At 69.7% G+C, this 12,419-nt stretch carries 14 protein-coding genes; 12 read left to right on the top strand and 2 right to left on the bottom strand.

What is annotated here, in order from left to right; genetic code table 11:
- Nucleotides 1-25 precede the first annotated feature (25 nt).
- A complete protein-coding gene (locus tag V8J36_RS00375; RefSeq protein ID WP_336465268.1) occupies nucleotides 26-364 on the top strand; it encodes a hypothetical protein in 339 nt (112 codons plus the stop codon).
- A 102-nt stretch (nucleotides 365-466) separates the two neighbouring features.
- Here the strand turns inward: V8J36_RS00375 and V8J36_RS00370 are convergent, their stop codons facing one another.
- Nucleotides 467-658 (bottom strand): DUF1127 domain-containing protein, encoded by a 192-nt coding sequence (locus tag V8J36_RS00370; protein WP_336466159.1) that lies wholly within the window; start codon nucleotides 656-658, stop codon nucleotides 467-469.
- Nucleotides 659-995: 337 nt separating this feature from the next.
- Between V8J36_RS00370 and ruvC the strand changes: the two genes are divergently transcribed.
- From ruvC to V8J36_RS00320, 10 genes are all read left to right on the top strand, one after another.
- Complete coding sequence (gene ruvC / locus V8J36_RS00365; protein ID WP_336465267.1) at nucleotides 996-1,559, top strand: crossover junction endodeoxyribonuclease RuvC; 564 nt, start codon at nucleotides 996-998, stop codon at nucleotides 1,557-1,559.
- Nucleotides 1,560-1,562: 3 nt separating this feature from the next.
- Nucleotides 1,563-2,240, top strand: coding sequence for a Holliday junction branch migration protein RuvA (gene ruvA / locus V8J36_RS00360; protein WP_336465266.1), 678 nt, complete (start codon nucleotides 1,563-1,565; stop codon nucleotides 2,238-2,240).
- A 104-nt stretch (nucleotides 2,241-2,344) separates the two neighbouring features.
- Nucleotides 2,345-3,286, top strand: a complete 942-nt coding sequence (htpX, locus tag V8J36_RS00355; protein WP_336465265.1) for a zinc metalloprotease HtpX — start codon at nucleotides 2,345-2,347, stop codon at nucleotides 3,284-3,286.
- Nucleotides 3,287-3,365: 79 nt separating this feature from the next.
- Nucleotides 3,366-4,406: a Holliday junction branch migration DNA helicase RuvB gene (ruvB, locus tag V8J36_RS00350; protein WP_336465264.1), complete on the top strand. Its 1,041-nt coding sequence runs from the start codon at nucleotides 3,366-3,368 to the stop codon at nucleotides 4,404-4,406.
- Between the two features lie 90 nt (nucleotides 4,407-4,496).
- Nucleotides 4,497-5,285: a ribose-5-phosphate isomerase RpiA gene (rpiA, locus tag V8J36_RS00345; protein WP_336465263.1), complete on the top strand. Its 789-nt coding sequence runs from the start codon at nucleotides 4,497-4,499 to the stop codon at nucleotides 5,283-5,285.
- A gap of 63 nt (nucleotides 5,286-5,348) precedes the next feature.
- A complete protein-coding gene (gene gorA / locus V8J36_RS00340) occupies nucleotides 5,349-6,707 on the top strand; it encodes a glutathione-disulfide reductase (RefSeq protein WP_336465262.1) in 1,359 nt (452 codons plus the stop codon).
- A 66-nt stretch (nucleotides 6,708-6,773) separates the two neighbouring features.
- Nucleotides 6,774-7,970: an FtsH protease activity modulator HflK gene (hflK, locus tag V8J36_RS00335; RefSeq protein ID WP_336465261.1), complete on the top strand. Its 1,197-nt coding sequence runs from the start codon at nucleotides 6,774-6,776 to the stop codon at nucleotides 7,968-7,970.
- A gap of 1 nt (nucleotide 7,971) precedes the next feature.
- Nucleotides 7,972-8,913: a protease modulator HflC gene (hflC, locus tag V8J36_RS00330; RefSeq protein ID WP_336465260.1), complete on the top strand. Its 942-nt coding sequence runs from the start codon at nucleotides 7,972-7,974 to the stop codon at nucleotides 8,911-8,913.
- 189 nt (nucleotides 8,914-9,102) lie between these two features.
- Complete coding sequence (locus tag V8J36_RS00325) at nucleotides 9,103-10,593, top strand: DegQ family serine endoprotease (RefSeq protein WP_336465259.1); 1,491 nt, start codon at nucleotides 9,103-9,105, stop codon at nucleotides 10,591-10,593.
- Nucleotides 10,594-10,684: 91 nt separating this feature from the next.
- Nucleotides 10,685-11,452, top strand: a complete 768-nt coding sequence (locus tag V8J36_RS00320) for a phosphotransferase (RefSeq protein ID WP_336465258.1) — start codon at nucleotides 10,685-10,687, stop codon at nucleotides 11,450-11,452.
- Here V8J36_RS00320 and V8J36_RS00315 read toward each other — a convergent pair.
- On the bottom strand, nucleotides 11,385-11,930 hold the full coding sequence (locus V8J36_RS00315; RefSeq protein ID WP_336465257.1) for a peptidoglycan-binding domain-containing protein: 546 nt from the start codon (nucleotides 11,928-11,930) through the stop codon (nucleotides 11,385-11,387). The genes V8J36_RS00320 and V8J36_RS00315 overlap by 68 nt on opposite strands.
- 163 nt (nucleotides 11,931-12,093) lie before the next feature.
- On the opposite strand from V8J36_RS00315, the gene V8J36_RS00310 reads away from it, so the two are divergent.
- Complete coding sequence (locus V8J36_RS00310) at nucleotides 12,094-12,417, top strand: 2Fe-2S iron-sulfur cluster-binding protein (protein WP_336465256.1); 324 nt, start codon at nucleotides 12,094-12,096, stop codon at nucleotides 12,415-12,417.
- Nucleotides 12,418-12,419: the final 2 nt, after the last annotated feature.

The raw sequence follows: 12,419 nt of genomic DNA, 5'->3' as shown, positions 1-12,419 counted from the left end.
CTCGAGGAACGTGATCGAGGCCGTGATGAGTGATCCCAATATGTCCCGGTTCCAGCTTCGGCTGGAGCGGATCGAACAGTCCCAGGCGATGATGGCGGCGATCGAGGACAGCCTCGGTCGGCCCTCGCGGCTGGGGCGGTCGTTCCGGGCCTTCCTGCGCAGCGTGGCGATCGCGTTCCTCGCGATGATCCTGCTGAAGGTCGCGATCCTGCTGCAGATCGGCTCTGGTGCCTATGAGGCGCGGCTGGCCAGCCTGCGCACCGGCAAGAGCATCGACGAGATCGGCGCCTATGTGCTGGGCCTCGACCCGCTGACCCGCGGGGTGGCCGGCTGGATCTCTGACACGGTGGACGGCCGCGCCTGAACGGGCGCGTCTGCAGCCCTTCGGCGACCCCCGGAAACGACAAAGGGCCGCGCATCGCTGCGACGGCCCCGTCCGTATGGGTCGTTCGGCTCGTTCGGCGGATCAGCGGGCGCTGATCATGTCGATGTCTCCGCGGCTCAGCCCGATATCGTCGAGCTCGCGGTCCGACAGGCGCGACAGCGCCTTGCGGGTGACGCGCGCGTCGTTCCAGGCGGCGACGGAGGCGACGAGCCGTCCCACGATCCCAACACCGGCGCCCGGAGCAGCCAGGCGGTTCGTTTCAAAGGCGGCCATGTCTTTCATCCTTGTTTTCAAACTGCCGAAATCTTCGGCATCGCTTTCGATGAGCGGCAGATAATCCGGGCGCTTTGGCAAAACAAGCTGGCCGCATGGCATACTAGACCTGCTTTGCGCGCATAGCTCGGCAGCCCAATAAACCTCTGTGACAGAACCATAAATCCGCCGTGATCCGTGTCGCGATCAGACACCTTGAAGTCGCTTTTCGCCCGGAATCCGCGCCGGCCCGTCGCAAAGGCGCCGCAAAGGCTTGGCGCTGGCGGATGTTCGCGTTTCGTGCTAGTGCGTCAGAAAAGACACGAAACGCCGGATGCCGGCGGCGAGAGGCAGGCAGATGCGCATTCTGGGACTGGATCCGGGGCTTCGGACCACCGGCTGGGGCGTGATCGACGTCGCGGGATCGCGACTCACTCATGTCGCGAACGGGCTCTGCACCTCGGGCGAGGGCGATCTGGCCGTGCGGCTTCTGGCGCTGTTCGAGCAGATCGGCGAGGTGGTGGCCCGCTTCGCCCCCACCCATGCCGCGGTCGAGCAGACCTTCGTCAACAAGGACGCCTCGGGCACGCTGAAGCTGGGGCAGGCGCGGGCGATCGCGCTGCTGGTGCCGGCGCGGGCCGGGCTGGCGGTGGGCGAATACGCCCCGAATGCCGTGAAGAAGGCGGTGGTCGGTGTCGGCCATGCCAACAAGGACCAGATCGGCCACATGATCCGCGTGCACCTGCCCGGGGCAGAGGTCGCGGGGCCCGATGCCGCCGACGCGCTGGCCATCGCCATCACCCATGCCCATCACCTGCAAAGCGCGGGGCGCGTCTCGGCGGTGGTCAAGGCCGCCCGCCGCGCGCCCGCCGCCAAGGGCTGGGCCGAAATCGCCGCAACCCGAGCCGTGAAGAGGGCCTGAGAGATGATCGGACGCATCGCCGGGGTGATCCTGCACCGTGCCATGGACCATGTGCTGATCGACGTGCGCGGGGTGGGCTACATCGTCCATGTCTCGGAACGCACCGCGGCGGCGCTGCCGCCGGTGGGGCAGGCCTGCGCGCTTTATACCGATCTCTTGGTGCGCGAGGATCTGCTGCAGCTGTTCGGGTTCCAGAGCCTGCTGGAGAAGGAATGGCATCGGCTGCTGACCTCGGTGCAGGGGATCGGCGCCAAGGCCTCGCTCGCGATCCTCGGCACGCTGGGGGCCGAAGGCACGGGCCGCGCGATCGCGCTGGGCGACTGGGGCGCGATCCGCAAGGCGCCGGGCGTGGGGCCGAAGCTTGCGCAGCGCGTGGTGCTGGATCTGAAGGACAAGGCGCCGAAGGTCATGGCGATGGGGGGCGCGCTGACCGTCGATGTCTCGCTGCCCGACGATGCGGTGATCGAGACCCCGGTCGCGGCCCCGAAGCCCGCGCGCGCCGCCGCACCGCCGCCGGCCTCGGCGCAGGCGGTGGCCGACGCGCTTTCGGCGCTGTCGAACCTGGGCTACGGCGCGTCCGAGGCCGCCGCCGCGGTGGCCGAGGCGTCGGGCGCCGAGCCCGAGGCGGGCACTGCGCAACTGATCCGCGCCGCATTGCGCCTGCTGGCGCCGAAGGAGTGACCGGCAGGCGCTTGCGGGCTGCCCCGACGCGGGCGGCTTGAGGAGCGATTGCCGCCGACCCATATCTGACCGGTGCGAGGACGCAGGCAGAGGACCGGACGGCAATGGGTTACGTGAAGACCGCGATGCTGATGGCGGCGATGACCGCCCTCTTCATGGGGATCGGCTACCTGATCGGCGGTTCGGGCGGCGCGGTGATCGCGCTGATTTTCGCGGGGGGCATGAACGCCTTCAGCTACTGGAATTCCGACAAGGCCGTCCTGCGCATGCACAATGCCCGGCTGGTGACCGAACGCGATGCGCCCGATTACGTCGGCATGATCCGCGAGATGACGGCGCGGGCCGGCATGCCGATGCCCGCCTGCTATGTGATCGAGACCGACCAGCCCAACGCCTTCGCCACGGGCCGCAATCCCGAGAATGCTGCAGTCGCCGCGACAACCGGCCTGCTGCGCCGCCTGAGCCGCGAAGAGGTCGCGGGGGTCATGGCGCATGAGCTGGCCCATATCCGCAACCGCGACACGCTGATCATGACCATCACCGCGACCTTCGCCGGCGCGATCTCGATGCTGGCGAATTTCGCGATGTTCTTCGGCGGCAACCGCGAGCGGCAGGGCGGTATCCTCGGCACGCTGGCGATCATGTTCCTCGCGCCGGTCGCGGCGGCGCTGGTGCAGATGGCGATCAGCCGGTCGCGCGAATACGAGGCCGACCGCGGCGGGGCCGAGATCTGTGGCCAGCCCCTGTGGCTGGCTTCGGCGCTGGGCAAGATCGACGCTTTCGCCAAGGGGATCGAGATGCCTGCGGCCGAACGCAATCCGGCATCGGCGCATATGTTCATCATCAACCCGCTGCACGGGCAGGGGGCAGACAAGCTGTTCTCGACCCATCCGAACACCGCCAACCGCATCGCGGCACTGCAGGAGATGGCGGGGGGCATGCGCGACGTCCCGCGCTCGGGCGCGCGAACGACGAGCGAGCCCCTCACTCACAGTCGCATCCCCCGGGCCGGGCGCGGGGCGCCGAAGCGCGGGCCGTGGTCGTGATCGGGCGATAGCCGCCTGCGGGGCTTGCGCCGCGCGGCCATCCGGGTGAGAACGGATCGGAAACAGCCGAAGGCCCGCGATGCCCGCCCCCGATCCCACCCTGCGCGCCGCGGCGCTGCCCGACGAGACGCCCGGCGCCGACCGCGCGCTGCGCCCGCAGGGGCTCGAGGAATTCGTCGGTCAGGCCGAGGCGCGGGCGAACCTGCGCGTCTTCATCGAAAGCGCCAAGCGCCGCGGCGAGGCGATGGACCACACGCTGTTCCACGGCCCCCCCGGCCTCGGCAAGACCACGCTGGCGCAGATCATGGCGCGCGAGCTGGGCGTGAACTTCCGCATGACCTCGGGCCCGGTGCTGGCCAAGGCCGGCGATCTGGCCGCGATCCTGACCAATCTCGAGTCGCGGGATGTCCTGTTCATCGACGAGATCCACCGCCTGAATCCGGCGGTGGAAGAGGTGCTCTATCCCGCGATGGAGGATTTCGAGCTTGATCTGGTGATCGGCGAGGGGCCCGCGGCGCGCACCGTGCGGATCGAGTTGCAACCCTTCACGCTGGTCGGCGCCACCACGCGCCTTGGCCTGCTGACCACGCCGCTGCGCGACCGCTTCGGCATTCCGACCCGGCTGCAATTCTATACCGAAGCCGAGCTTGACCTGATCGTCGCCCGCGGCGCGCGGCTGCTGGGCGTTCCGGCCGAGCCCGAGGGCACGATGGAAATCGCGAAGCGCGCCCGCGGCACGCCGCGGATCGCAGGGCGGCTCTTGCGCCGTGTCGTCGATTTCGCTCTGGTCGAGGGCGATGGGCGGCTGACGCGAGCGCTGGCCGACAGTGCGCTGACCCGGCTGGGGGTCGACCACCTGGGCCTCGACGGCGCCGACCGGCGCTACCTGACCCTGATCGCCGAGCATTATCTGGGCGGCCCGGTGGGGGTCGAGACGATCGCGGCCGCGCTGTCGGAAAGCCGCGACGCGATCGAGGAGGTGATCGAGCCCTACCTGCTGCAGCAGGGCCTGATCCAGCGCACGCCGCGCGGGCGGATGCTGGCGCCGCGCGCCTGGGGTCATCTGGGCCTGCCACCGCCGCAGGTCGGGGGCCCGAGCCAGACCGACCTCTTCGAGTGAGCCGTTGCGGGCGGGGATTTGGCACTCGCCCTGACGCGGGCCTTTGCCTATAACCGAGCCGAACCGTCCCCGCCGCCCCCGGAGCCCCGAATGCCCGCTGATCTTTCGCCCATCGACAAGGCCAAGTTCGCCGCTGCCAAGCGCGCCGTCGATTTCGTCACCGACGGGATGCGCGTGGGTCTGGGCACCGGCTCGACCGCGGCCTGGATGGTGCGCTGCCTGGCCGAGCGGGTGCGCGAGGAAGGGCTGCGGATCACCGGCGTGCCGACCTCGTCGCGCACCGCCGAACTGGCGCGCAGCCTTGGCATCACCGTGGTCGGCCTCGATGAGGCCAAGTGGCTGGATGTGACCATCGACGGCGCCGACGAATTCGACCCGCAGCTGAACCTGATCAAGGGCGGCGGCGGCGCGCTGCTGCAGGAAAAGATCGTCGCCACCGCCTCGGACCAGATGATCGTCATCACCGATGCCGCCAAGGCCGTGCAGCAGCTGGGCGCCTTCCCGCTGCCGGTCGAGGTCGTGCCCTTCGGCTGGCAGACCACCAAGGCGCTGGTCGAAGAGACGCTGGTGTCGATGGATGTGCTGGGCCGCGAGACATCGCTGCGGATGAACGGCGGCAATGCCTATGTCACCGACGAGGGCAACTACATCGTCGACCTGCACCTGAACCGGATCGGCAACCCGCGCCAGCTGGCGCTGGTGCTGAACCAGATCCCCGGGGTGGTTGAAACCGGCCTGTTCATCGATATCTGCGATATCGTCGTGATCGGCCACGGCGACGGCAAGATCGAGCTTCGGGACGTGAACCAGGGCACGGTCGAGCACGACCAGATCAACTTCGCCGACGCGAAGAACATCTTCGCCGATCTCGGCGACTGAGAGCGCATATCCCGGACCGGCAGGGGAGGGTCGGGGCCCGGAAAGGACACCGAAAGGCAGACCATGGACTTCGATTACGACCTCTTCGTCATCGGCGGCGGTTCGGGCGGCGTGCGCGCGGCGCGGATCGCGGCGGGCGAACACGGCGCGAAGGTCGCGCTGGCCGAGGAATACCGCATGGGCGGCACCTGCGTGATCCGCGGCTGCGTCCCGAAGAAGCTGATGGTCTATGCCTCGTCCTTCCCGGCCGCGATGGAAGAGGCCCGCGCCTATGGCTGGTCGGCCGATGTGGGCACGTTCGACTGGACCGCGTTCCGCGCCAAGCTGGACACAGAGCTCGACCGTCTGGAACGCGCTTACCGCTCGGGCCTGAACGGGGCGAAGGTCACGATTTACGACACCCGCGCCACCATCGCCGGCGCGCATGAGATCCGTCTGGCCTCGGGCGAGACGGTCACCGCCAAGCACATCCTGATCGCCACCGGCGGCCGGCCCTTCGTGCCGGAGTTCCCGGGGTCCGGGCATGTTCTGACCTCGAACGACATCTTCAAGCTCGACGCGCTGCCCGAAAGCGTGCTGATCGTCGGCGGCGGCTATATCGCCTGCGAATTCGCCTGCATCCTCAACGGTCTGGGCGTGAAGGTCACCCAGTACCAGCGCTCGGCCCATGTCCTGAAGGACTTCGACGCCGAGGCCCGCGACATGGTCGAGGCCGGGATCCGCGCCGGCGGGATCGACCTGCAGACCGGGACCGAGGTCGCCTCGATCACCCCCGAGGGCACGGGCTTCCGCGTCGTCACCAAGGACGGGCGCGAGGCGGTCTTCGCCGCCGTGGTCCATGCCACCGGCCGGGTGCCGAATGTCGAGGGGCTGGGCCTCGAGACCGTCGAGATCGCGCTGGGGCCGAAAGGCCAGATCCCGGTCGATGGCTGGAGCCAGACCCGCGTGCCCTCGATCTTCGCGGTGGGCGACGTGACCGACCGCATCGCGCTGACCCCGGTCGCGATCCGCGAGGGGCATGCCTTCGCCGACACCGTCTTCGGCGGCAACGCCCGGCAGGCCGATCATGCGCTGGTCGCCTCGGCCGTGTTCACCCAGCCGGAGCTGGCCAGCTGCGGCATGACCGAGGAAGAGGCCGCCAAGGCCGGCCCGATCGAAGTCTATTCGGCGGGCTTCAAGCCGATGCGCTCGTCCTTCGCGGGCAGCCCGGACAAGGTGCTGTTCAAGCTCGTGGTCGACAAGGCGAGCCGCAAGGTGCTGGGCTGCCATATCGTCGCCCCCGACGCCGGCGAGATGATCCAGATGGTGGCGATCGCGATGAAGATGGGCGCGACCAAGGAAGATTTCGACCGCACCTGCGCGGTGCACCCGACCATGGCGGAAGAGTTGGTGACCATGCGGAAACCGACGCGAAGCAGTTGAAAATCCGACGGGCATCCCCAAGTGCGGAACACGCCCGGTGAACAGGACGTGAAGGGAAGCAGACTTATGACGAACGGAGGCCCCTGGGGGGGCGGCGGAGGCGGCGGCAACCGGAATGACGACGACAAGGGGCGTGGCGGCAAACAGCGCCCCGAGGGTCAGCTTCCCGAAATCGAAGAGATCATGCGCAAGGGGCAGGAGCAGCTGCGCGTCCTGATGGGCGGCCGCGGCCCCCGCGGGCCCCAGCAGCCGCCCTCCGGCGGTGGCCCGCGCATGCCGGGCCCCGGCATCAACCGCGGCACCGTCGGCATCGCCGTGCTGGCGGCGGTGGGCCTCTGGGCCTTCGCCTCGTTCTACACGGTGCGTCCCGAAGAGAAGTCCGTCGAGCTTTTCCTGGGCAAGTTCTCGAGCCTGGGCGAGCCGGGCCTGAACTTTGCGCCCTGGCCGCTGGTGACGGCGGAAGTGATCCCGGTCACGCCCGAACGCACCGTCGACATCGGCATGGTGCGCTCGGCCAGTGGTGGATCGGCGGCGATGGCGGATGCCGGGCTGATGCTGACCGGCGACGAGAACATCGTCGACATCGACTTCCAGGTGGTCTGGAACGTCTCTGACCCGCAGAACTTCCTGTTCAACCTGCGCGACCCGGAACAGACGGTCCGCGCGGTGTCGGAATCGGCGATGCGCGAGATCATCGCGCAGTCCGAGCTTGCCCCGATCCTGAACCGCGACCGCGGCGTCATCGCCGACCGGCTCGAGGAACTGGTGCAGTCGACGCTCGACAGCTATTCCAGCGGCCTGCACATCGTGCGCGTGAACTTCGACCGCGCCGATCCGCCGTCCGAAGTGATCGACGCGTTCCGCGAGGTCCAGGCCGCCGAGCAGCAGCGCACCCGCCTGCAGAACGAGGCCGACGGCTATTCGAACCGCGTGCTGGGTCAGGCCCGCGGTGACGCGGCCGAGATCGTCGAAGCGGCCGAGGGCTATCGCGCCCAGGTCGTCAACCAGGCCGAAGGTGAGGCCAGCCGGTTCTCGGCGATCCGCACCGAATACGAGAAGGCCCCCGAGGTCACCCGCCGCCGTCTCTATCTCGAGACGATGGAAGAGGTGCTGGGCCGGGTCGACAAGGTGCTGATCGACCAGCAGGCGAACGGTCAGGGCGTCGTGCCCTTCCTGCCGCTGAACGAGCTGGGCCGCGCCGCCTCCGAGGCGGCCTCGGGCGGTGCCCGCGCCGGCTCTGCATCGCAGGCGGGAGGCAATTGAGATGAAGAAGACCACCATCCTGTTGCCCGCCGTGGTGATCCTCGCCGCGCTGGCCCTGTCCTCGGTGTTCATCGTCGATGAGCGCGAAAAGGCGCTGGTGCTGCAGTTCGGCCAGATCCGCGACGTGAAGACCGAGCCGGGCATCGGCTTCAAGATCCCGATGATCCAGCAGGTCGTGAAGTATGACGACCGCATCCTGTCGCGCGACATCGACCCGATCGAGGTCACGCCGCTCGACGACCGCCGCCTGGTGGTCGATGCCTTCGCCCGCTACCGCATCGCCGATGTGGTGCGCTTCCGCCAGGCGGTCGGCGCCGGCGGCGTCAGCCTGGCCGAGGGCCGGATCGACACCATCCTGCGCTCGCGCCTGCGCGAGGTGCTGGGTTCGGTGTCGTCGGACGTGATCCTGTCGTCGAACCGGGCCGAGCTGATGGCGCGGATCCGCGACAGCGCGCGGACCGAGGCCGAGGCGCTGGGCATCGAGATCGTCGACGTGCGCCTGCTGCGCTCGGACCTGCCCGAGCAGAACCTCGACGCGACCTTCGCCCGGATGCGGGCAGAGCGCGAGCGCGAGGCGGCCGACGAGATCGCCCGCGGCAACGAGGCCGCGCAGCGGATCCGCGCCCAGGCCGACCGGACCGTGGTCGAGATCGTGTCGGACGCGCGCCGTCAGGCCGAGATCATCCGCGGCGAGGCCGACGCCCGCCGGTCGGGGATCTTCGCCGAGGCCTATGGCGCCGATCCCGAGTTCTTCGGCTTCTACCGCTCGCTCGAGGCCTATCGCGCCTCCATGAAAGAGGGCAACTCGACCGTGGTGATGTCGCCCGATAGCGATTTCTTCACCTATTTCGAGTCGGTTGGTGCTGCGGAACCTCCGTCGCTGCCCGGGGCCGCGGCGCCCCAGGCCCCGGCCGCCGCTCCGGCCGCTCCGGCGTCGAACTGACGGCGCAGTCTTGTGACGTCTTGGCCGGTCCCTGCCGGGGCCGGTCGCGCGCGGGTTGCGGGTCTTGCATCGCCTTCACCGGCATGTGAGGCTTCGCGAGAGAGCGTGCATTGCATTGCGGGACGCCTTCCCGGCTAGCTGAGACGAAAGCCCGGCCGGACGGGATGTCGAGTTCAGAGGAGAGCAGGGATGGCAGCACGGGGACTGGCCCGATCGGTGGCACTGGACAGGGACCGTCGGGGGATGGCCTCGCTGTTCTGGGCCGGGGCGCTGGGGCTCGCGCTGGTGATAGGCCAGGCGGGGCAGGGCCATGCGCGCGCGGCGCCCGACAGTTTCGCGGGCCTTGCAGAGCAGGTCAGCCCGGCTGTCGTGAACATCACCACCTCGACCACCGTCGCCTCGCCGCTGAGCGGGCCGGATGCGCCGCAGCTGCCGCCGGGCTCGCCCTTCGAGGAATTCTTCCGCGACTTCCTGAACCCTGACGGCCCCGGCGGACCCCGCCGCGCGCCGCAGCATTCGAACGCGCTGGGCTCTGGGTTCATCATCTCGGAAGACGGCTACATCGTCACCAACAACCACGTCATCGAGAATGCCGACGAGATCGAGATCGAGATGTTCTCGGGCCGTCGTCTTGATGCCGAGCTGGTGGGCCGCGACGAGCAGACCGACATCGCGCTGCTGAAGGTCAAAAGCGACGAGCCGCTGCCCTTCGTGCCCTTCGGCGACAGCGACCAGATGCGCGTCGGCGACTGGGTGATGGCGATGGGCAACCCGCTGGGGCAGGGCTTCTCGGTCTCGGCCGGGATCGTCTCGGCCCGCAACCGGGCGCTGTCGGGCACCTATGACGACTTCCTGCAGACCGATGCCGCGATCAACCGCGGCAACTCGGGCGGGCCCCTGTTCAACATGGACGGGCAGGTGATCGGCGTGAACACCGCGATCCTGTCGCCCAACGGCGGCTCGATCGGCATCGGCTTCTCGATGGCCTCGAACGTGGTGTCGAAGGTCACCACCCAGCTGCGCGAGTTCGGCGAGACCCGCCGTGGCTGGCTGGGCGTGCGCATCCAGGACGTGACCCCCGACGTGGCCGAGGCGATGAGCCTGTCCGCCGCGCAGGGCGCGCTGGTGACCGAGGTCCCGGACGGCCCGGCCAAGGATGCGGGCATGCAATCCGGCGACGTGATCACCAGCTTCGACGGCCAGCCGGTCAAGGACACGCGCGAGCTTGTGCGCCGCGTCGCCGATACCGACGTGGGCCGGGCGGTGCGCGTGGTGGTGCAGCGGGGCGGACGTTCCGAGACGCTGCTGATCACGCTGGGCCGTCGCGAAGAGGCCGAGGCGACCGCGACGCCGGCCGCCGCTCAGAAACCGGCCGAGCCGCAGAGCCAGGAGATGCTGGGCATGACGCTGGGCGTGCTCGATGCCGACGCGGCGCAGGCGATGGGGCTTGCCCCGGATGCGACCGGGCTGGTGGTGCGCGAGATCGACGAGGCGAGCAACGCCTATGAGAAGGGGCTGCGCGCCGGCGACGTGATCGCCGAGGCCGGGCAGCAGAAGGTGGCGAGCCTCGCCGACTTGCAGGCCCGTGTCGACGAGGCCAAGCAGGCGGGGCGCAAGTCGCTGCTGCTGCTGATCCGCCGCGAGGGTGAGCCGCGCTTCGTGGCGCTGGCGGTCGAGTGACCGGGACCGGTCCTTCCAAGACACCGGGGGCGGCCGTCGTGGCCGCCCCTTTTCATTTGTGACGGGCCTTCGCGCAGGCGATGCGGCGGCAGTGCCGATCGCAGCCTGGGGTGTCGCGGCACCGCTGGTGCCGCTGCCGGGCGGGCACCGCAACCTCGTGTTCCGCACCGTCGGGTTGACGCGGGATCTGGTCTTCAAGACGACCCGGCGGTCCGAGGCGGCCTTGCGCTGGCTGGGCCCCGTGCAGGCGGCGGCCTGTCAGGCGGGTCTGGCGGTTCCGGCGCTGATCCCTGCCCGGTCGGGTTCGCTGTCCTGCGCCGGCTGGACCTGCGAACCTCTGCTGGAGGGCATCGTCGCCGATCCGGTGAAGACCCGCGGCCTTGAAGCCGCACTGGGGCGGTTCCACGATCTGACCGCGCGAATGGCGCAGCGGCCGGGGTTTCGCTCGTCGCGCGCGCTGCTTGGCTGCCGGTCGGGCGGCGATGTCGATTTGGATGCGATGCCGGTGGCCGTCGTGGCCCTGTGCCGCGCCGCCTGGCGCTCGGTTGCCGGCGCCCGTTGTGCAGCGATCCACGGAGATGTCTCCAGGAGCAACCTTTTGCGCTGCCCGGACGGGCGGATCGCGCTGCTCGACTGGGACGAGGCGCGGCGCGATCTTCGCGGCTTCGATACGCTTGCCTGCGGAACAGCCGCGCCGGGCCTCGTCCGCGCCGCGCTGGCCTGGGAGGTCGCCTGCTGCTGGCGGGCCGAACCCGCCCGGGCGCGCCGGCTCGCCCGCAAGCTTGCGGTCGTCAGCCGCGCGGAACCGGGATCATCCCGAGCTCTTCGGCCGCGGTCAGCGACAGCTGCCCGCTCTTGAGCCCGCGGGGCGTCTGGAAGGCGCGGATCGCGGCCGCGGTGGGCGGGTCGATCACCCCGGTCGGCGTCCCCTGATAAAGCCCGCGCGCGGCCAGCGCCCGTTGCAGGCCCGCGACCACGTCGGGCGAAAGCTCGGCCGGGCAGGGGCTGCGGAACCAGATCTCGCCGCGCTCGCGCTTGATCCGGGTGCGCTGGACGCTGCGGTAGCGCGCCGGCGTGACGACGCCGGTCACGTCGTCGCCGCGCTCGGGCGCCACCTGCACCTGTTCGGTCACCGTCTCGATCACCGCCGGGGTCACCTGATGGTCCCAGCAGGCGCCGGCGGGCGTCACCGGCGCGGCGCTGCCGATCGGCGCATAGACCAGTTCGCCATCCAGCCGCCGCATCGTGTCGGGCGCCTCGACCGGCACCGTCTGGCAGGCCGCCAGCGCGAGAGCGAGCAGCGACAGGGCAAGAGGCAACGGGGCGGGGCGGGGCATCGGGGCAGGGCTCGCGTCAGGTCGGTCCGGCGGCACCATAGGGCGGCGCGCGGTGCGGCGGAAGATGCGCCGCACTGGCACAGGGGCGCGTCATCCTCTATGTGCGGATCTGGGGGTGGCCTCGCCGCCCCCTCTCATCCCCGGCGCGACCAAGGACAGCGAGATGGCGAAGATCACCTACGTGGAATTCAACGGCACCCGTCACGAGATCGACGTGGCCAACGGCCTGACGGTGATGGAGGGCGCGCGCGACAACGGCGTCCCGGGGATCGAGGCGGATTGCGGCGGGGCCTGCGCCTGCTCGACCTGCCATGTCTATGTCGATCCGGCCTGGGTCGAGAAACTTCCGGCCAAGGAGGCGATGGAAGAGGACATGCTCGACTTCGCCTGGCAGCCCGATCCGGCACGCTCGCGGCTGACCTGCCAGCTGAAGGTGACCGATGCGCTCGACGGTCTGGTCGTGCAGCTGCCCGAGAAGCAGATCTGAAC

The sequence above is a fragment of the Frigidibacter sp. MR17.14 genome, from assembly GCF_037095735.1.
Classification (GTDB): Bacteria; Pseudomonadota; Alphaproteobacteria; order Rhodobacterales; family Rhodobacteraceae; genus Frigidibacter.
This window is presented reverse-complemented; position numbering and strand designations above follow the sequence as displayed.